This is a genomic window from Gardnerella bivia (assembly GCF_049262715.1).
Lineage (GTDB): Bacteria > Actinomycetota > Actinomycetes > Actinomycetales > Bifidobacteriaceae > Bifidobacterium > Bifidobacterium vaginale_A.
Genome location: NZ_CP058399.1, coordinates 870,859 through 892,185, shown reverse-complemented (window position 1 = coordinate 892,185; position 21,327 = coordinate 870,859). Strand labels below are relative to the sequence as shown.

The following is a 21,327-nucleotide window of genomic DNA, read 5'->3' as shown; positions in this document are numbered from 1 at the left end:
AACATTAAAGTGATAACATATACACATACAAATTATTTTGCAAACAAACAAAAATCACAATGCACATCTAAAGCAAAGGAGCATAAAATGTCCAGAAGATTATGGGTAGAACGTAAAGACGATGGCACGTGGGAAGCATTAAGCGATGATGGAGCTAGATTAACTTTTGGCAAAGGGCAAGGAATGTTCAATCCAGTTGAGCTTATGCAAATAGCATTAGCTGGGTGCACTGCATTAAGCACTCAATACGCAATAGAACATGCTATTGGAGAAAACTCCTCCGCACGCGTAGTAGTAAGTGGCAAATACGATGCAGACGAAGGAGCTTACAGCCAATTTAACGAAGATATAACAGTTGATGCAACAATCGCGGATCATAAACTTACAGAAGAGGAAGTTATCGCATTAAAAGATAGAATGGAAAAACATATTAACAAAGGATGCACAGTCAAGCACACTCTCGAATCCTCTTCTCCTGTGAGAATTTCTGTAACAATCAAACATTAGGAAAATAAAAAATACAAAAAGATTGATTATTATTAAAAAATCAAAAATTCGTACAAAAATTTTGGAAAAACATAATATACTAGATATGTTGTTTATGTAATTGGAGGAAACTTTGAAAATAGCTATTTTTACTGAAACGTATCCACCATACATAAATGGCGTAGCAACACAATCATACATGTTGAAAAAAATGTATGAAGAAATGGGACATGAAGTACTAGTAGTAACTGTTGGATCTGAAAAGCAATATAAAACTAAGCTAGTTGACGGCGTAGTTTATGTTCCAGGTTTTATGCTTAAAAAACTTTATAAATATCGCGTTGCAATCCCAATTGGATACATGCGCAAAAAATTCCCTATCAATTTCAAACCTGATGTCATACATATCCAAAATGAATTTGGTATTGGTGAAATCGGTTTGGAAGTTGCTAAAAAAGAGCATATACCTGTTGTTTATACTCTTCACACAGAATACGATAAATTCTTGTTTTATATTGGACTAAAACATTTTACTGAGTTTTCAAAAAATATTTCTTCAAAATATTTCATGCGATTCTCCAAAAACGCCACAATTATTACAAGCATGTCTTCTAAAGCTCAAGCTTATATTGATCGCCAAAAAGTGAATAAAAAAGTGGTCGTTCTAAGCAATGCTGTTGAATATAAAAAATTCCTACCTACACCTGAACGACTTGCTTTCCGTGAAGAATTCCGTAAAAAATACGATATTTCAGATTCTACAAAATCATTTGTATTCGTTGGACGTATAGGCGCTGAGAAAAATATTCAAGAGCTTATTGATAATTTCATTTATTGTGATTTTCCTCGCGAAAAAGCTCGCTTATTCGTAATAGGCGGCGGACCAGATTTGGAATATTTGCGAGAATACGTTAAAGAAAAAGGATTTGAAGATAGAATTTATCTTTTAGGACCTATTGCGCATGACGATATTACTAAATATTTATACGCAATGGATTATTACACAACAGCTTCTCTTTCAGAAATGCATTCTCTTTCCATGCTTGAAGCAATGGCTTCTGGATTATTTGCACTTGTTAAACATGATCCGCCTAATGAAAATCAAATTATTAGCGGGGAAAATGGCTATCAATGGGATTCTAAAGAGGATTTCAAAGCTGTTTTCACTAAAGTCATAAATATGAATAAAGTTGAGCAAGATCAGCTTAAAGCAAATGTGCTTGAATATTCGAAAAACAATGATTTTAAGAAACAAGCTCAAGAGTTAATCGAAATATATAAGCAAGCTATTGAAATAAACAAAGCTGAACTCGAGAATAAAAAGTTAAAGCGCGAAGAACGACTGAAAAATCTAGGATTAGCTAATATTCTCAAAAACAGCTGAAAATTCTTTGCAACTTTGCAACTAGATTGCTGCTGAATTTGAAGTAAACGCATAAACTATGAATTTATTCACTAAAAGTAAATTAAGTATAGATTGTGTACTAGTGAGGTGTGGGAAATACTTAACGAACAATAAAAAGCGAAACGGTATTTAAAAGTTACACCTAATCCAAACTCTTCACAAAACTAAAGTAAGCTAAAATCTAACTTTTACTACCACAAGCAACAACATTTGAGAATGCGTAAAAAGTTGAAGCTCCTGTGAGGTAAGTAATTCCCACACCTCACAAACACAGTAAAATAAAAATCTTGCAATGAGAGAAACTCCTAGAGCGAAGCCACAACAAATAAGATAATTCTGTAAAACAAACTATGAATTTGAAGTAAATACAGCGAAAATCTAATGCAATGGATCTATTGTTTCTTCAATTTGTTTAGCTTCAGAAACATCTGCTTTAGGTACATCAACTTCATGCACACCGTTAATATCGTCAACAGGAATCGAATGAGAATCCAAAGACGCACCTTTTGCAGCATCCGATTCAACATATTTGCGAGGTACAACATACACTGGTCTAGAAGAATGTTGAAGCAAACCTTGGCTGATAGAACCAAGTAATAATCCGGTAAATCCTCCGCGTCCGCGAGAACCTACTACAACAAGATCATGAGTTAAACTTGCTTGAGTCAAAGCTGTCACAGCAGATCCAGGGACAACAGAGCAATGAATTTGCAAATCTGGAGTCTTATCTAAAATCGGCTTAACTCTAGCTTCTAGATCATCCATATAGGATTCCATAACTGCAGTATCGCCTTCTGCGCCTTGCACGTAAGGAGCAGCAGAAATCACATCTAACTGGGCATTCCAGCTATAAGCTAAATCTGAAGCAATTTCCAAAGCTTTCAGACCCCATTTAGACTCATCTGAGCCAACAGCAATCTTTTGAATAGTATTATTCAAATGTATACGCTGACCATTGTCATCAGTATATGGAACAACCACAATAGGGCAATACGCATATGCAGGAAGTGAAGAACTCGTAGTGCCAAGCAATCTTTCTGCAAGACCACCTTTACCACGATTTCCAATAACAATCAATTTATAATTTCTTGAAAGCTCAATAAATACAGAAGAAGGATCTCCTGTGACTATAAGAGTTGTTGCATCTACACCTTGCTCTTTAGCAACAGCTTTTGCTTTAGAAAGTATCTCTTGAGCATCTCGATGCGCTAAATTATCATCGCCAATTGCTGAATAAGTTGCATCAAAAGAAACAGCTGCATAGCTTGGTAAAGAATATGCACAAACAATTTGTAATTGTAAACCAGCATGTTTGGCGTAATTCGCTGCCCACCATGCAGCCTTATAACTTGCGTGCGATCCATCAACACCAACAAGAACGGCTTTATCGTTCATAATCACGCCTCCAGTCTTGTATGCACAACTACATCGTCATGCTTAATTTTATTACTTAAAACAAGAATAGCGCGTTTCAAACGTCAACGTCAATGCGACACAAAATCAAGCAAGCAAAACATATATTTAAAAACACAATATATGCTAGAAATAAAGAATAAAAGAAACAATAATAATTCTTGAATCGTTCAAAACTTAAAGTATGCGGCGAATTGAATATGATCCGCGGAAAATCTGCCTGAGCGGAGCATATTGAGTACCATTATTTTGCGCATTAACAATCATGCCATTACCTACATAAATAGCTGCATGACTACTACTAGCAATAATATCCCCAGGATGAGCTTCATCAAGGCTTGCAACCGCTTTACCAACTTGAGCTTGAGCTCTTGCAGTTCGAGGAAGATCTACTCCCATCTTAGAGTAAACATACCCAACAAAACCAGAGCAATCCCAACCAGAAGTAGTTGTGCCACCCCAAACGTAAGGAACTTTCCCAACAAATTGAGCAGCAAAGTTCAACAAAGCTTCACTTGAACGCTCGTCTGGAGGATTTACAGTAAAATATTGCTCTCTGCTTGAAGAGCCACGATTTACAGAACCACGATCTGAATTTCTGCTTGCTGCTTCACTATAAGCATTTTGGCGATTTAAAATACGAAGACGCTCAGCATCAGCATTTCTCTCAGCTTCACTTTTTGTTTGTGGAACTTTTAGACTTTCAATTCCACCCCAATGTGAATCAGAATCGACATCAGTAAAAACAGCTTCCGTAAACAAATCACGCTTTACACTGTTGACCTTAGGGAATGAACGAGTGGACGTAACATTAGCATCACTAGAATCAGCAGCAAATGCATTAGCGATTGGAATTATGGCAAGAATAAGCGCGCATGCAACAATCGCAGCATAAACACGTGAATAAAAGCTATTTTTAACCATCTCGAAAATGTTAGCATAAACTTAATACATAATTGATTTAAGTACAGTCACATATTCATACAATCAATAGTTCTCACATAAGTATGAACAAATAAAACAGTATGAGCGAGAACGAGAAATATAAGAAAAATTATCGTAAAAATAAGAATATTTAATAGTGAATGAATTGATATTTCGAAATTTCACTAGCTTCAAATTTGCGCGAGAATGTACCTCCATGCAATTTTGCGCCAGACTCCGAAGTTTCAATAGAACCATCGGAATTTACTTTTTCGACTATTGCAACATGACCATAATAACGATCAGAACCAGCCTGACCCGGAGCAAATACCATTATATCTCCCGGATGCCTTGCACTACGATCAACCCAATAGCCAAGAGCACGCGCAGAATTAGCCCACATACGGCCATCTCCCATATGAGAGCCTACAGGTAAGCCTAATTGATGACGGCGCACATAAACCCACCACGTGCATTGGCTGAATTCATAAGTATTGCCTTTATCTCCACTATCGTGATTAGGATTAAAGCCTTTTGGCAAATTACTTATATCTGCTTCCATCAATAAAGCAACTTGCGGATTATTTGCAACAGAACGCGATAGCTCTGAAATATCGAAATTAGTATCTGAATTAAGCGACCATTTAGAATTGTGAGAAGAAGCAGTAGAAAGACCATTTAATACAACAGCTCTATTTTCATAAAAACTTGATCTCGTAGAACGAACTCTATTTAGCGCAACGCGATTATAAGATCTAGAAGCAGAATCCGAACTCTTCTCTACAGATGACTGATAAGAATCAGCAGGGACTTCATATGACTTAGAACCAACTAAATAATTAGAAGAGCTATTAACAACGCTAGATGTCATAACAGCGCCAACCAACGCAATCAATGATGCAGAAATAATAGTTCTTTTACGTCTTTCAGTAGCTAAACGTGCTAAACGAATTTCTCGCCTTGTTTGTGGAATAATATCGTGAACGCTATTAGAAACAATTGCGTCATACTCATTCGCAACACTAAGCTCAGGAGTGGAATTTACTTCACAATTTACTCCACAATCAGAGTCAATCTTATAAACATGTGAAGCGGAATGAGATCCATGGCTGGATGCAAAAAGCGATAAAAACGAATCACCACTACGTGAAACTTTCTTAGCGCCATGTGCAGCATGTCTCATAAAAAACCACCCAACAAAAATCAACTAAACACGCAGGAAACGTAATAAAATCCAAAAACACTTCCCACATTTTTACTCTCAATTTAGTAAGGATACAACGCACTACGGATGACTAGCCACGCCTTATTTTATAAGAAAAAATATAAGACTTTAGAAAAATATAAGACTTTAGCACGTTGTATCATTGCCGTTATGAAATTCGCACCAATTATCAATCCAGACGCGCGAAAAGATACGCCAAAACCGTTACGCGTAGATTTACGCACTACATTTGCTATAGGTACGATTATATGGTTTATTGCACTAGTTGTTACGCTACTGCTTGCTCTTTTACATGTTATTTCTATTTTCTTTACATTTGTAAGTGCTATGGGATTTTTTATTGGAATAATATTACTTATTTGGGAGCATTTCGATAGATGGGATTATCGCCGATTAGGCAAGTAAAAATCCACATCTTAAACGTCAACGACATACAACCAACAGCTCACGCCAACACACACAACCCACAGCACACCCACACTCACACCAACAGCACACATCTCAAACATTTATTAAAAGCACTCAAATTTATCTATTTAAATGTGTAAAAAACGTAAATATTTACATTATTATAAAAAATATCGCATTTTGATAAAATATTGTGCAAAAATAATAAGTATGCCAATTGAAGCCACGATAATACTCATGGTGATTGTGTTTGCACTTGTTTGCGCGCCTTTCGTCATCATGATTATTTCTCGTGCCTTAAAGAAGCATCATATGAATGAAACAGTTGCAGCAAGAACTGGCGATTTAGTGCATTATGCATTTATTCTAAATCCTTCTAAACCTCAAGCAGAACAATATCGCAAAACAATAAAAGAATATTGCCAATCTCATGAAATGCAATATGAAATTATTGATACTTTGCTAAACAAAGATGGTAGAGAATGTGCTTTAGAAGCACTTAAACATGGAGCGGATGTAGTAGTAGCAGTCGGCGGAGATGGCACAGTTAGAACTGTTGCGAGCGCAATGAGCGGCACAGAACACGCAATGGGAATTATACCTATTGGAACAGGTAATTTATTCGCAAGAAATATGGGAATTCCTGTAGATGATGCATATGCAGCTCTTCAAGTTGCAACATCGCATGGATCGTTGCGCGTAGATATGGGGCGCGTAACGATATTAGATAAACCTTATGAAGATCACGGTCACGCATTTTTAATTATTGCAGGCATAGGATTCGATGCGTTAATGATTGATGACACTAATCCATCACTAAAAAAGAACATAAGTTGGCTCGCATACTTCGTATCAGGTGTAAAACACTTATTTGCACCAAAATATAAAGGAAATGTGATTTTTACACAAATAGATGGAACTAAAAGCAGCAAAAAAGAAATATCATTCCGCACACTAATGTCTGGAAATTGTGGGCAGATTCCCATGTTCTCGCTTATGCCAGAAGCTTCATACGATGATGGAATACTTGATTTTGAGATTATTGATACTACTGGCGGATTGATTGGATGGGCTAATTTATTTGGTGATGTAGTGCATCAAACACTTACTGGAAAAGCTCAACAAAGTCCACTTTCAACAAACTCTAAAATAGAACAACTTCAAGGTTTAGAAGCTGAAGTATTGCTGGAAAGATCCGCTCCTGTACAAGTAGACGGTGATATTCTAGGATACACAAAACACTTGCGTTTTAGCGTTGATAAACAAGCATTATGCGTGCGAGTACCAGAAAGCTTAGAGTCTTCTGTAAGCCAAAATACCACCGCCGTGGCAAAATAAAAAATTATGGTAGCAAAAAATGCGGGTATGCCCGCCACCCCAGAAGATCTAGTCAACGTCGATGCTTTAATCGGCGCATACTATGATGAAGTTCCAAATTCAAATATTCCAGAACAGCGCGTGATTTTCGGCACTTCCGGTCACCGTGGTTCAGCTTTGAAAACTTCGTTTAACGAAGCTCATATTGTGGCTATTACGCAAGCTATTGCTGAATATCGCAAGAAAGCTGGCGTAACTGGACCTCTTTATATTGGTCGCGATACGCATGCTCTTTCCGAGCCTGCTCAAAAGACAGCTATTGAGGTTTTAGTTGCTAACGGCGTTCACGTTCGTGTGGATTCTCGCGGCGACTTCGTGCCAACTCCTGTTGTGTCACAAGCAATTTTGACGCATAATCGCGCAGCAGATGGCACTCAACGTTTCAGCGGTGAAGGTTTGGCTGATGGCATTGTTGTGACTCCTTCACACAATCCTCCGACTGACGGCGGTTTTAAGTACGATCCTGTAACAGGAGGACCTGCTCCTGCAGACGTAACTAACGCAATCGCAGCTCGCGCAAACGAATTACTTGACAACTACAAGTCAGTAAAGCGCGTGCCTTTCGAAGAGGCAATCAAATCTGATTTAGTAGAAGGCTTCGATTACCGCGAACACTATGTAAGTGATTTAGCAAACGTAATTGATTTTGATGTAATACGCTCTAGTGGCGTACGTTTAGGAATTGACCCACTTGGTGGAGCAAGCGTAAACTACTGGCCACTTATGAACGAAAAGTATGGATTGAATATTGGCGTTGTTCGTCCAGAAGTTGATCCAACTTGGCGATTCATGACAATTGACCACGATGGTAAGATTCGAATGGATCCAAGCTCCCCTTACGCAATGAAAGGCTTAGTTGATCAGCTTAACGCTGGCGCTTGGGATAAGTATGATCTAGTTGGTGGCACAGATCCTGATGCAGATCGACATGGAATTGTGTGCCCTAACTGGGGAGTTATGAACCCAAATCATTACATTGCTGTGTGCGTTGAATACTTGTTCGGTGGTGCTCGTCCAAATTGGCCAAAGAATACTGCAATCGGAAAGACGCTTGTATCTTCTTCTTTGATTGATCGCGTAGCTGCATCTATTAACGCAAAACTTGTGGAAGTACCAGTTGGATTCAAGTGGTTCGTTGATCCACTCTTTAGCGGAGAGGTTGCTTTCGGCGGAGAAGAAAGCTCCGGAATGAGCTTCCTACGCAAGGATGGTCGCGTTTGGACTACTGATAAAGATGGATTGATTCCAGACTTGCTCGCAGCTGAAATTACTGCAAAGACAGGCAAGAACCCAGCTCAGCTTCACCAAGATCAGGTTGCTCGCTTTGGCGAAAGCTGGTACAAGCGCGTAGACACTCCAACTACTCTTGAGCAGAAGCAGAAGTTCGCTAGCTTGAGCGGAAACGATGTTGAAGCTTCTAAGCTTGCTGGCGAGGAAATCACAGCAAAGCTTACAGAAGCTCCTGGAAACGGTGCTAAGATTGGCGGTTTGAAGGTTACTACCAAGAATAATTGGTTCGCTGCTCGCCCATCTGGAACTGAAAACATTTACAAAGTTTATGCTGAGTCATTTGTTTCTCCAGAAGCTCTAGACAAAGTTCTTGAAGAAGCTACTGCTGTAGTAGATAAAGCTTTAGCTTAAAATAACTTATAAATTTGAATTAAGACTTGCGCTGGAATTAAATCTATTATTCTAACGCAAGTCTTATTTTTATTATTCAATAGTGTAAGCTTTCACACGCACGCAAAACTACACAAGCAATTAAAATTATTTACGATCACGAAAATACGTTATAGCTTTAATTGCTTTAAGAAACTACTACTTCTAATAGTTTCTTAAAGAAGAGCTGCAATGCTTGCCAAAAGCGCGTGCGAATCTTTTAGCTCTAATCACTGATACAAGCCATCCGCGCTTTCCGAACGCTCCTGATGCCAAGAATAGAGCAAGCAGAACGCCAAACAACAAAGTGAACCATATTGCAGCTTTACCACCACTAAATGGAAGAGCAATTGGTTTAACGTTTATACCACCGAGTTGTATGTAACCTAATATTGCAGACCCATCCTCTTTAGGCGCATCATAGCCTTCGCTTTTATTGCCAACCGAATCCTCAGTTTGAGCATACACAGCGTATATTGCAGTTTTGCCATTTTGTGCTAATAACTTCTTAAGTTCATCGGTATCAACACTTCCGTCAGCTTTAGTGATAGTCCACTCAGGATTCTGCGGATTCCCGCCATTTAGCCTACGAACGTACACCTTAAGCTTGTTCTTAACTGTTGCGCGCGTATCGTAGTCGTCATAAGCGTCTATGAATCTCTTCTTATCTCCATCTTTAGAAACACTAGAGTCAGAATGCTGATTATTCTCGTCTTTAGTATTGAACGTGAAGTCAATGTTATCCACGTCAACACCGTAAGGGTTCGTAACACTAGTTCCTTCAAGCGCGCCAGCTGCTTTAACTGTTGGCTTAACGTTGTCTGTTGCAACCAAGTACACAGGCATTACAGCTTCGTCAACACTATCGTTCGCGTCTTGCTTTGCGTGGTCGCTTCCTTCAGATTCGCGTCCGCGAGCATCGTAAATCGTCTTATCTACCCAGCTCACACCAAGGGACATAATAAGCCTGTTATCCAAGCGATTTCGCCCGTCACTGCCCGTAGACTCAAAAATCTTATTCGTGTCAGTAAGCTTAAAGCTACGGTCGATTGCTCCAGAGCTACCCCAGCGAGGTTTGCCAGCAAAATCAGTTACTTTACGACTAGAAGCGTTATCTTCAGCAGTTTCGCCGCAAACCTGCTTGTCGTCTACTTTTCTACACACGTTAATATGCGAGAATCCGCCACCGTTGTGACCATTTCTATCAGTAATATCCTGCATATCAATAATGTTTATGAAGGACGTCTTTTCTGAGCTTTCCGACAGAGTATACATCATGTTGCCATTTATTGCGTTAAGTCCGTCAGTACGAGTCGTTTCTGCAATAACTTTATCGTTACCTTTTATTTCAGCTCGTAGCGAAGGCTGGCAATCCGCAAATGGCAAAGGTGTTTTACCATCTAAGCCTTTGCACTCATCATCTGGATGCAACTTCTTATTTAGCTTAAGATTTACCACTGATTGCACAGCATTGTAGTCAACCGGAGTTTTGTCCGAAAGATTGTAAACGTAGAACAGCGACTTTTTATCTTTAGATAGAACAAGACCAAGATCATCCGGTCTACCTTCAATCTTAGGCGCTTTAGACCTATCTTGAGTTTCATTCTTCATAGGCACGTCTACAACGTAATCTGCGGCACCGTTTCCTAAGCCATCGTCATCCTTGCCATCGTTAGTGTTTCCACTACCATCGCTATTGATTCCATAAACTGAGCGCAATCGCACAAATCGCGTAACTTGATTCTTTTGAGGAAGTGGCACAAGCACACGGCTTCGCCAACCACTAGTAAACACAACCAAATCTTGCTTTTCTTGAGGTATAGATCCATAGCTAGGAGTTACTTTAGGCTTTGTATAAATATTCTTTCCGTCCTCATCAGTTTGCCTGTAGTCATACTCTCTAAATGTCACCATAGTCTTGCCAGCGCCCAGCTTTATGTCATCATTTGTGACGACTTCGCTATCGTTACCAAGCCACTTTCCTGTGTTGTGGTTTTCTTTAGTGAGCTCTAGTCGTATTGCTCGCTGCTCAGGATTACTAAGCAGCATTGGGTGCACTTGCACAATACGTCTGCGCATCGAAACATCAAAGTACACACAATCGGAAGGCTTTGATTTCCAATCACTTGGCTTAACATCATCCGGCCTGCACACTTCGTCTGTTCTCTCTTTTGCTATTTCCATTGGAAGAACGTCAAGCGTGTCTTCATTAGCATCGGAAGCTCTATTTTTTGAAGACGAACGCGAGCTAGAACGATTACTTGCACCAGCAGGCTCAACTAAAGCCGCACGAGCACTCTTATTCCTATTCCCGTTCCTCACATCTGAATTTTCTACGAGTTCTTCAATGCTTTTAACACCAGGCATCCACGTCCATGGTCCAATATCTCTTCGCGCACGCGCTCTAACCACGCTTCCAGGAGCTAACTTGCCTCTCTTGAAAAGAACAACAGCGTTACCGTTTTCATTTTTAATCTCAACTTCATCTGAAGAAGGCTTATTTTCACTATCATCACAATATCTCCAATCCTTGTTACCAAACCAGCAAACAGAAAGCGTTTTTCCAATACTGAGCTTATCTTCAGTTACAGCATTATCAGCGCTGTTATTAGGATTGTAGTAAACTACCATTCGCTTAGAGTATTGAGGCGATGTTACTTTAACAACATTATTTCTGTGAGCGTTTGTAACAGCTTGACCATTCCTCTTAACGTAACTGTCGTTTCCATTAAGCCAAAGCTTGTCTGAATTTGCAGACTGATCGTTGTTCTCGCCATCATAGTAAGCAACAACGCTTGGACTTTCCATTTTCGTCCACTTAGTTTTAAAGCAGCCCACAGCAGTTTCTTCGCTTTCGTTTCCAACGGAATCCGAAGTTTTAGCAAACAGCCTAAAGGTGGTTGGCTTTTTAGGGTCAGGATTTTGCAAATCCGTGCTTCTGTAACGTTCAATAAAGCGGCGGATTAAATATTTATCTTCATAGCCATCGCGCACAAAACGTATTCGAGGAGTTCTACCTTTAGAATCTTTTACGCCTTCTGCTTCAATATCTATTTGCAAATTGCCTAAAAGCGCTTTACTTGATTGACCTGTATCAATCGTCTTTCTATTAGGCCACCTGCCAATAGTGTACGAACCGGTCGGCGTATATGCGTTAAAGTCGTCATCCAGCTTCAAATTTTCAGGCAAAAGTAATGTACCAGTATCTGTGTTATACCAATTGTTATTCTCTAAATCAATTAAATCGTTATCTACTGGATTACATTCTTTTTTGCCTTGACCTGGAAGCATGCAGCTGCCGTGAATATTCCAAGCTTTATTTTTTTCAGGGTAGCTTTTACCGCTAATCGTTGGCTTTTGACCATCCACAGGCACAAACCACACGTTGATTACGTTTGTTGTGGTATTTTGGTCACCATTTACGCGGAATATAAGATCATTGTTAACTTGACCATTATTAACATACAGTTGCGCATGCATGAACGGCCGCTTAGCAAAATACCTTTTTGCGTGTTGCTCATCATTTTCAACACCAACCTTCAAAGTTGGCACATCATCATAGGCGTTTACATACCTTACTCTCCTATTTTCAAGTATGACTCCATGCTTTATGCCATCTTTAGTGTCATCATCCGTGTCACCAATATCCAAGCCATCCGCCTGGCCGTTAACATTTGCTCCACCAGGCATGAGGAAATGCTTGTGAATTGCGTACGTACTATGCTTTTCGCCTTCGTTTATTCTGTCTGTAATAGAAACTTCATTACCTGTTTCAACGTACTCACCTTTGCCATTCTTTTTAAGCTCCATGTTTACGTCAACATTGCTTTCAAAAGAACCCCATGTGTTACCAAGACTCTTTTGTGTATACTTTACTAAGTTGAGCACGTTCTCCCACTGGCATTTTCCAGTATTTGACGAGTTATAATTACCGTTCGAATCTTGACCAAGCGTGCATGTTCCATCCTTAGGAGCATAACCAAAAGAATTTCCACGATATGGAAGAGTATCTCCATTATTCCAAGTCTTCAAAATTTCGTTCTTGTTCTTTGAACCGTCAAGACCTTTAAGCGATGGTTGCGGCTTATTCGTTGGGTCTGGAATTACAGGCGTTCCTTTAATCAAATTCAACACTTCATCTGTATTAAGTTTTTTATTAGTGTTGATATCCCACTTATACACTAAATATTCGTTGCCAAAATCTCTATCTCCGTACCACTTAAGACCAGGGTCAGAGTCTCTTCCACTAACCTTTGTGCTTTTAAGATCCCACTTGTAATCTTTTCGCATATTCACATATCGTGTAACTTCATGCGTAGCAGGATTTAGAACAGTTTCATCCTTTGCTTCCAACTTATCTATAGTGAGATTCTTTTTAGAGTGTTCCATTTTAGCAAGATCACTATCATCTTTGATGACTTTGCCATGCTTAGGACTAATATCCAAGCACAACTTCCATTGCAAATCATTCTTATGACTATTATCCGCCTTGCAAGAGTACTGAGGCTTCGATTCACCGTATGCGTAAGTAAATGAGTTAGAAGCATCGTAGCGGTTGTAAGTATCGTACTTATCTTCGCCCTTAATACCGATTTCTTCCTTGCGGTATCCAAAAATTCGCTCATTCTTATTGTCGTGACGCATCCAAGTAAGCAAAGCTCCTGTTTCGGAATCGTTTAATTCAAATGGGCTTACTTGCACTAATCCGTTTGGCCAAGTAATATCGAGCGGAAGCGGATCGGACTCTTCGTGATCCTTATAGTGATCCGCATAATCTCCAATAATAGGCCACAAATTATTTTGACTCTTATTTGGAGTATTTTCCGCTACAGAGTATGCGTCCACATAAATTCTGGAACCAATTTCCGCAAAGTACTCTGGAATCTCAATATTTCCTGTTGCAGGGTCAAAAGTGATTTCACAACTGTCGCCATCTTTAGCAGTGCAACCCTTGAAGTACTTATCGAGATCAGAAGTAATTACGCGCTTTGAATATTTCTCACGCAATTGATCGTCAGATGTATGAGCCCTATCGTCATCAGCAGCCGCCCTAGAAGCATCTGCTCCAGCAGCTAAATTCTTACCCTTATAAGTATTAACCTGCTCCCAACGATCAGTATTTCCGTGCCGCTGAATAATAATGCCATAGCAGCTGCCATCCGTAGGGCACTTTTCGTCAAAGCTCAAGTCTTTGCCATGGGATTTATCCTTCGTTTCCGCAGGACCATCTTTACCGCGCGGCCAAATTCTCACCATAATTGAACGCACGCGCTTATCTTCATCCCAAGGATTCACGCGACCAACATAATGTCCGTTCCTCTTCTTATCCCACCAAACGTTTGGCAAACCGTAGCCAGGAGATACAATAATCAGCCTAATCTTCTTTATTACAGAATTTCCAACTTCATCCCAGCCGTGGAATATTAAATCGTGCACACCTCTATCTGCAACGTCAACTTGAGGCGAACCACCATTAGAGCCGTTGAATTTATCTTTAATAACCCAGCCCTCTTTGTCTGTCTCAGTATTCGGCATACCGTTATCGTGCACAAAATCGTCATAACTTATTGTGCTAAAGTTACCGCATCCATTTTTAGCACAATCTTTGCCAGACTTACTCTTGGTTATCATTTCGAAGTCGTTGTAGAAATCCTTACCAACATACTTCTTGATTTCTGCATTGTACTTACTCTGATCATCGTTTTTACCATTGACGCCAAGCATAATCTTCCTGTCGTCATGGCCTTTAACCCAGAACTTAATCCTGCTCTTAGTTGCAATCTTCAAACCATCAGCAGGCACAGTCATAGGCTTACCGTTATTAACGCTAACTTTTACATCCAGCGTTGGCTTCTCGTAATCAACGTACGGGAACACAACAGGTATAACGGTAGTTGAATCGTCCCAGAAAGTAATCTTTAAATATTTTACAAACACGTAATTTGGCAAAACTTCAGGACTTTTACCATCCTGCAACTGTGCGCTGTAACCATTACGCATCCACGTGCGATATAAACTACCAGCTTTATCTTTAGCTTTATTTATAAGCTTTTCAGGCACAGGATCACCCTGCTTTGAGCCTTTAGGAGCATAGTAAATATACCAAACATTACGCGCAGTTGATTGTTGAGGCTTAGGCCAGCATTCAGGAATATTAGAATCGCGGTCAGCGCTATCTCGGTCACCGCTATCCCTGTCGCCACCATCTCTATTCGCATAATTTGCAGAGCGATCGCCATTAGAAGCAGACCTATTAGACTCATCAGTTTCATCTTTAAAATCGTCAAGAATCTTAGAATGAGCGCAACGGTTTGAAACAGTTACAATAGGAACTTTGACAGCAATCTTAGTTTCAGCATCCTTAAGAGTATTCGACTTAAGATTATCTCCCCACTTATCCGTCCACTCAGCCTTGTATACGGCGTTATCTTTTATTGCATCGTTTGCGCCATTATCTTTACTTCCTTCATAGGTTCTATCAAGTGGATACGTATCTTTTACTGAACCGTACTTGAACTGGTTACCCATGAGATCGCTATTAAGCACGTCTGTGTAAAGGTTAGGATCAAAAGACTTCACCTGATCATACAAACGACCCTTATTGTTTTCAAAATTAACAAATCCCTTATTTTCACTACCGGAATTAAGCACAATCGGATTCGGAAGAGGCTTATCGTAAGAATAATACGTAGGAGTTTTGTCGTCTTTATTCCACTCTTCAGTTTGCAAAGGCTTAAACACATCTGCTTGCGTAATAATTCTGTACCACAAATCCTGCGTTTCGCTGATTTGATAGTAATCATTACGATACTTCAGCTGAAGATTATGCCTTCCAGGAGTTGAATCCTTCGTATTATGATCGTCCACGCCAGGGTATCGGAACCACTGATTACCGCGCGCATAATTGTTATTTGGAGAATAAAAATCAGGAAGTAAACGAATATCTTTAGTCTCTTGAATACCTGGAGAACTTGCCAAAGCCCTGTTAATTAAAGGATTGCCATTCTCATCTTCAAGCAACATACTTGAAATTTCCATCTTACAATTCTCATTAACCTTACCAGAGGAATCAAGGCATATACCGTAGCGAGAAATGTACTTACCATTATTTCCGTAGGTTGAAGGATCATCATCACCATCAAGTGGGAATTCACCATCTTTATTCAAACCAGGGCCGAATGGTCCTAAACCAGTACCCTTAAGGAAGTGAAGACGCGGGCTCTGCACATCCATAATTCTTGGCACACCATACCACTGTTCATACAACGAAGTGTAACGATACGACTTACTAAAACGACCTGCTGCTTTCAGCGAGTAAATGCTACTCCAAGCGCCAAATGGATCAGTCTTACCATACGTTAAAGAAGGAGAAGTTGCACCAAAATAAGATCCTGCACCATAGAAGAACGAATCATTCTCATGGCCTCTAGCAGTAGTGGTAGTGAAATGAATCTTGTAAGTGTACGGAATCAAATCACCGTTTTTAAGCTTGTTAGTGAAGAGGAATATTTTAGTCTTTTTTGTGCCACGAATAGCTTTATAAAGATTGTCAATTAGCTTCACATACGCAGGGCTATAACCTCTTGAATACGCTCCTTCAAGTTTAGGAGCAAGCTGATGGTCACCACCAGAAGGGAAAGCGTAATTCGTGCTGTGCATGCAGTCAAGAGCATAGCCATCGTTACATGTGCCTATGAAGTTGCCGTTCTTTTCATAGTTCTCTTTCTGATTTCCACCTTCGCCAATTTGAGGAGTGTTAACAATATGCGAGTAACCATTGTTGCCACGTATCTGATCATTCGACTTAATCCAAGCATCTTCTATGGTTTCACTAGGCAAAACATCGCCACCGGTAGTTTCAATGCTGCACAAACCATTAGGATTATCCCAAGAGAATGAGCAAGTTTCACGAGGAGGAACGTAAGACGGATCTTCTGGCTTCTTCTGCTTCTTTAAATCTTCATTGTGCTTATTCTTTAAGTAGAGAGCAGAACGTTCCCTACCCGTGTACAATACGCGCTGAATATACTGCCTTCCGCCTTCGCTACCCTTGTCTAGAATCTGATTTTCTGGAACTGTGAAGTAATTTAGCGCATCTGCAGCACCATGCGTACGACCTCCAGCATTAAAAATAACATCCCACACAAATCCGCCGCCGGAAGCCTTAGGTGTGCGCTTTACGAACACGAAGTCTGCAACATCATCCAAAGGTGTTTTATTGGTATCAATGCCTCGCCCTGCATCATCGTAAGCAAGATTACGAAGACGCTTAACAATATACGTACCCTTAGGGTAAGGCGTGAAGTAAGTTTCAGCATAATGATTAGATCCGGAAGGATCTTCAGGAACTGGGCCATTCTTATAGTATCCACGATTACGCTCAAAAGCGCCACCTTGCCTATATCCTATACCATTAACATCCAAATCGTGTCCGTTAGTAGCGCGCAAACCAGCGCCATCACCTTTAGTAGTGAAGCATTCACCTAAAGCGTAATCCTTATTGCAACCAGGAGTGTAAGGCGGGTAAGAATCGCGATCATCGCTGCGATTTTGCGCTGCGCGATTTTGTGATTGCGCATCTAAATTACTTAATCTAGATATAGCGTTAAAAGGATTGCTCGTATTTTTAAGATTGAAAAGATTAGAACCAAAACTATCTTTAACAAATCTATTAGCAATAGACGCTTTTGTAAAAGGATTATTTGAATTTGCGCTTAAGTTTGATGCAGCTAATTGTAAGGAACGCAACGCGTTAGATACAGCGTTTGAACTATCGGAGGAATCGGAACTATCGGAAGAATCAGTAGAATCGGACGACGAGCTGGACGAAGACGAGCTGGAAGAAGATGAACCAGAAGAAGCTGACGAGCTAGACGCACTAGTTTTAGAATCGTTTGCTTTAGATACAACAGTTTCACTAGCAATAGCAGCGCTTGGAGCAATGCACATCGGAAGCCACATCGCAACCGAAATCACACAAATAAGAATAGTTTTAGATATGCTCTTAGCACGCGCACTTATAAAGGCGAAAGCATCTCGCGTAATCGTCCAAATGCTGCTCATTACTTCACTTAACTTAAACATTCTCATAATTCTTTTAATGCGCTCCAACGCAAAACCAACCCATACGCTCTAAGCATCACACACGCTAAAAGAATCGCGTAATTAGCAATAACTTAAAAGCAACTCCACTGACAATTGTTAAACGTTAAAAGATTAAAAACTTAAAATCGAATACTAAAAGATTTACAAAAACCTATAGCAATACATTTAAAAATTAACGAATAACATTGCAAAATTTCTAAAAAGTAATATTTATGCAAATACAGTTCCGTAAATTTTAAACTTATTTACACAAATGCATGAACTTTGCAGAAAACAACTTGCAACATATTGAAATGCAGCATGCATATAGCATTAAAGCTTCACTAAATAGCGCAACAATGCGCTTTAAATTAGTAGTAGTCGTACGCATATTCCCTCTTTTTTACGCACAAATCTCATATGAAATTTGTTTCATTTTTAAAATTCAAATAGCCACAATTACAAAGTAATGACGTAATAACAAATAAAGGTCGATAATAGGCATTCGTTATTACAATATGACTATTGATTGGAGGTTAAACGCACACTTTTAACCTCCAATACACTAAATAAGACTACTTATAAGCTAGACAAATTTTCATTCAAAATATAAACAAAAGTCAGTGAACACTAACAAACTAATACCCCCCCCCCAGATTTATTAGCAATATCAACGATTTGGAAAATCGCACTTTAAAAGTAACAAAAAAATTTTTCACTTATAATACGAATTACGCCATGTTGTATTACTTTTATCAAAATACATGCCACTTATTCAAACACTAATAGGAACAAACACGTGTTCAAATACTAATAAAATGAACACTGGCGCAATCAAAAAATCTAATATAAAACATAAAAACATGAAAATCGCAAAAACACAAAGCAATTAAAAAGATTTATGATTTTGTTTTAACATACGCTAAAATTTGTGATATAAATCATAATTTATTAGCGTAAAAATGGAATTCGAAAGGCTTGAAAAATGATTGTTGTTTCCACTGACGGTTCAGCTCTTGGAAATCCGAATGGTTCAATGGGATGGGCTTGGGCAGATCATAGCGATGAAATTGGAACTGCTCACGAACACAATCATACAGGAAATGCAGATGCTGGCGGAGCTAGTAACGGAACTAATCAGATTGGTGAATTATGCGCTGTTTTAGAAGCTTTGCGAGCGCATCCTGGAAGCGAAGACTTAACAATTGAAACTGATTCACAATATGCAATCAACTGTTCAACTACTTGGATTCACGGTTGGAAAAAGAATGGTTGGAAAAATTCGAAAAATGAACCTGTTAAAAATTCTGATTTAATTCGTGCGATTGACGCAGAAATATCTAAAAGAAAAGGATCTGTAAAATTCGTTTGGGTTAAAGGGCATGCAGGAAACGCTGGAAATGAAAAAGTCGATACTTTAGCTCGAACTTATGCAGAAGATTGTGCAAAAGGAGCAAAAAAAGGGTATCTTCCTTTAGAAGGCTGGAAATCCCTACTTTCTTCTCCTTATGCAAGCGGAACAGATATTCCTGACGAGGCAAAACTTTTACTTGAAAACAAGATTTCTAATGAGGAGTATCACGCGAATCGCACTGTTGGGAATAATACTAATCCTGATTTTGGAAATAGCGATACTACAAATAGCAATACCGCGAATAGCGATACTACGAATAGCGATTTTCCTTTAGACAACTTAGACAATATAGAAAATACAGAAAATACAGACTCGCAAGACTTAGACTCACAAAACACAAACCCACAAGACTCAAACTCACAAAACACAAACCCACAAGACTCAGTCACAAATAATTACAAATCCATACAAGGCTTAAGCGTATCTGGAATATTAAAATTCACTCCAGCTCCTGCAACAAGTCCAAGTTTTACAGGCGAAGCTCGATTCATTAGCGGAAGAATCAACATAAGCGGATACGTTCAGCCAGATGGAACACTTCAATTAGAGCCAACATCTTTTTATATACAAACCAGCTCAAACAATCGTTAAAAATCAACCTAAAGGATAATATGTATATGTATATATGAGTGCATATAACTATGCACCATACATAGCATATATAGAAGTTTACGGAAGCTTATTGATGAGTTTACGGAAGTATAAAACGCATTTAGTTTCACAAAACTTCTATTAAGCTGTGTAATCACAAAAGAAAGCAGGAACAATGGATAAAGCACAACAAGATGCGCTTAAGAAAGCAGCAGGCATCGAAGCCGCAAAAATCGTAAAAAATGGCATGATGGTAGGTCTTGGAACAGGCTCTACAGTTCGTTTTTTGGTAGATGAACTTGGACGCAGAGTAAAAGAAGAAGGCTTAAGCTTTACAGGAGTTACAACTTCAAGACGCACTCAAGAGCAAGCTGAGAGCTACGGAATCAAAATTCTAGACATCAACGAAGTTGACCATATTGACGTCACAATAGACGGATCTGACGAAGTCGATAAAAACTTTAATGGCATTAAAGGCGGCGGAGCAGCTCTTCTTTGGGAGAAAATTGTTGCAATTAACTCAAACAAGATTGTGTGGATTGTTGACGCAAGCAAAGTAGTAGATACAATTGGCAAATTCCCTCTCCCTGTTGAAGTGATTCCATTCGGATCTGCTCAAGTGATTCGTAAGTTTGAAAAGCGCGGATACAAGCCAGTATTGCGTTTAGATGCAGATGGCAAAGAAGTCCGCACTGATGAAAACAACTTCGTAGTTGATTTACATCTTGAGCGTATTGAACATCCACAAGAATTAGCTAAAGATTTGATTGAAACTGTTGGCGTTGTGGAACACGGATTGTTCTTAAACATGGTAGATACAGTGATTGTAGGAGATCCAAACGGACCACGTACTCTTACAAATCCAAATAAGTAAGTAAAAAATAAAAGTAGAGCCAGCGATTTTGCAGGCTCTATTTTTTTATATCTAAAAAATATTATTGGATTATTTCGGTTTAAAGCGCGTTATTTCGGATTGATCCAAGCTATTTCAGATTTATTCAGATTTATTCAGGCTAATTAGTGTTATTTCAAGCTAATTCAAACCAACCAAAATCAACTCAAATTAACCCAAACCAACTCAAACAAAAAACTCAAACAAAATTATAAAAAGCGCCGGAAATCTCCGACGCTTTAAAAGTATTACGTGCCCCCAAACGGGCAGACGCGCTCAGCATATATTACTTGCGCTGATGACGAGTCTTACGCAGCAATTTGCGGTGCTTCTTCTTGCTCATCCGCTTGCGGCGCTTCTTAATGACAGAACCCATTTGAAGCCTCCAATCCTAGTAAAGTGTGCAACTTGGCTAATGGTACACCGTTTTAACGACTTTCACGCCAAAA

At 39.3% G+C, this 21,327-nt stretch carries 12 protein-coding genes; 7 read left to right on the top strand and 5 right to left on the bottom strand.

The genetic code is table 11. The features are described from left to right. Positions 1-87: 87 nt before the first annotated feature. Positions 88-507: an OsmC family protein gene (locus HXT27_RS03565; protein ID WP_103042872.1), complete on the top strand. Its 420-nt coding sequence runs from the start codon at positions 88-90 to the stop codon at positions 505-507. 112 nt (positions 508-619) lie between these two features. Further along, positions 620-1,870 (top strand): glycosyltransferase, encoded by a 1,251-nt coding sequence (locus HXT27_RS03560; RefSeq protein ID WP_103042871.1) that lies wholly within the window; start codon positions 620-622, stop codon positions 1,868-1,870. Positions 1,871-2,269: 399 nt separating this feature from the next. On the opposite strand, the gene HXT27_RS03555 is transcribed toward HXT27_RS03560, so the two are convergent. The 3 genes from HXT27_RS03555 to HXT27_RS03545 form a co-directional block, all read right to left on the bottom strand. Beyond that, positions 2,270-3,289 (bottom strand): universal stress protein, encoded by a 1,020-nt coding sequence (locus HXT27_RS03555; protein WP_199172721.1) that lies wholly within the window; start codon positions 3,287-3,289, stop codon positions 2,270-2,272. Positions 3,290-3,481: 192 nt separating this feature from the next. Further along, entirely contained in the window at positions 3,482-4,228 is a 747-nt protein-coding gene (locus tag HXT27_RS03550) for a C40 family peptidase (protein WP_103042869.1), read from the bottom strand. Positions 4,229-4,379: 151 nt separating this feature from the next. Next, complete coding sequence (locus HXT27_RS03545) at positions 4,380-5,411, bottom strand: CHAP domain-containing protein (RefSeq protein WP_103042868.1); 1,032 nt, start codon at positions 5,409-5,411, stop codon at positions 4,380-4,382. Positions 5,412-5,603: 192 nt separating this feature from the next. Here HXT27_RS03545 and HXT27_RS03540 point away from each other — a divergent pair, with 192 nt between their 5' ends. The 3 genes from HXT27_RS03540 to pgm all read left to right on the top strand — a co-directional run bounded on the left by HXT27_RS03540 (position 5,604) and on the right by pgm (position 8,879). Next, the gene (locus HXT27_RS03540; RefSeq protein ID WP_103043256.1) at positions 5,604-5,858 is read left to right on the top strand and encodes a DUF2530 domain-containing protein; all 255 of its coding nucleotides are present in this window, start codon (positions 5,604-5,606) and stop codon (positions 5,856-5,858) included. A 213-nt stretch (positions 5,859-6,071) separates the two neighbouring features. Further along, positions 6,072-7,199 carry a diacylglycerol/lipid kinase family protein gene (locus HXT27_RS03535; protein ID WP_075524042.1) on the top strand — a complete coding sequence of 376 codons (1,128 nt, stop codon included), beginning with the start codon at positions 6,072-6,074 and terminating at the stop codon, positions 7,197-7,199. A 6-nt stretch (positions 7,200-7,205) separates the two neighbouring features. Then, on the top strand, positions 7,206-8,879 hold the full coding sequence (pgm, locus tag HXT27_RS03530) for a phosphoglucomutase (alpha-D-glucose-1,6-bisphosphate-dependent) (RefSeq protein WP_103042867.1): 1,674 nt from the start codon (positions 7,206-7,208) through the stop codon (positions 8,877-8,879). Positions 8,880-9,062: 183 nt separating this feature from the next. Here the strand turns inward: pgm and HXT27_RS03525 are convergent, their stop codons facing one another. Further along, positions 9,063-17,960 carry a hypothetical protein gene (locus tag HXT27_RS03525; protein ID WP_146024447.1) on the bottom strand — a complete coding sequence of 2,966 codons (8,898 nt, stop codon included), beginning with the start codon at positions 17,958-17,960 and terminating at the stop codon, positions 9,063-9,065. 1,006 nt (positions 17,961-18,966) lie between these two features. On the opposite strand from HXT27_RS03525, the gene HXT27_RS03520 reads away from it, so the two are divergent. Both HXT27_RS03520 and rpiA read left to right on the top strand, forming a co-directional pair. Further along, entirely contained in the window at positions 18,967-19,986 is a 1,020-nt protein-coding gene (locus HXT27_RS03520; protein WP_103042865.1) for a ribonuclease H family protein, read from the top strand. A gap of 175 nt (positions 19,987-20,161) precedes the next feature. Then, complete coding sequence (gene rpiA, locus HXT27_RS03515) at positions 20,162-20,860, top strand: ribose-5-phosphate isomerase RpiA (RefSeq protein WP_075524009.1); 699 nt, start codon at positions 20,162-20,164, stop codon at positions 20,858-20,860. Between the two features lie 304 nt (positions 20,861-21,164). Here rpiA and HXT27_RS03510 read toward each other — a convergent pair whose 3' ends face one another. Continuing rightward, positions 21,165-21,254 (bottom strand): 30S ribosomal protein bS22, encoded by a 90-nt coding sequence (locus HXT27_RS03510; RefSeq protein ID WP_004268639.1) that lies wholly within the window; start codon positions 21,252-21,254, stop codon positions 21,165-21,167. Positions 21,255-21,327 lie beyond the last annotated feature (73 nt).

What these genes read in the sequence shown, in the direction of transcription:
- HXT27_RS03565 (WP_103042872.1), top strand. Translation starts at nt 88, where the DNA reads ATGTCCAGAAGATTATGGGTAGAACGTAAAGACGATGGCACGTGGGAA.
- HXT27_RS03550 (WP_103042869.1), bottom strand. Translation starts at nt 4,228, where the DNA reads ATGGTTAAAAATAGCTTTTATTCACGTGTTTATGCTGCGATTGTTGCA.
- HXT27_RS03545 (WP_103042868.1), bottom strand. Translation starts at nt 5,411, where the DNA reads ATGAGACATGCTGCACATGGCGCTAAGAAAGTTTCACGTAGTGGTGAT.
- HXT27_RS03540 (WP_103043256.1), top strand. Translation starts at nt 5,604, where the DNA reads ATGAAATTCGCACCAATTATCAATCCAGACGCGCGAAAAGATACGCCA.
- HXT27_RS03535 (WP_075524042.1), top strand. Translation starts at nt 6,072, where the DNA reads ATGCCAATTGAAGCCACGATAATACTCATGGTGATTGTGTTTGCACTT.
- pgm (WP_103042867.1), top strand. Translation starts at nt 7,206, where the DNA reads ATGGTAGCAAAAAATGCGGGTATGCCCGCCACCCCAGAAGATCTAGTC.
- HXT27_RS03525 (WP_146024447.1), bottom strand. Translation starts at nt 17,960, where the DNA reads ATGAGCAGCATTTGGACGATTACGCGAGATGCTTTCGCCTTTATAAGT.
- HXT27_RS03520 (WP_103042865.1), top strand. Translation starts at nt 18,967, where the DNA reads ATGATTGTTGTTTCCACTGACGGTTCAGCTCTTGGAAATCCGAATGGT.
- rpiA (WP_075524009.1), top strand. Translation starts at nt 20,162, where the DNA reads ATGGATAAAGCACAACAAGATGCGCTTAAGAAAGCAGCAGGCATCGAA.
- HXT27_RS03510 (WP_004268639.1), bottom strand. Translation starts at nt 21,254, where the DNA reads ATGGGTTCTGTCATTAAGAAGCGCCGCAAGCGGATGAGCAAGAAGAAG.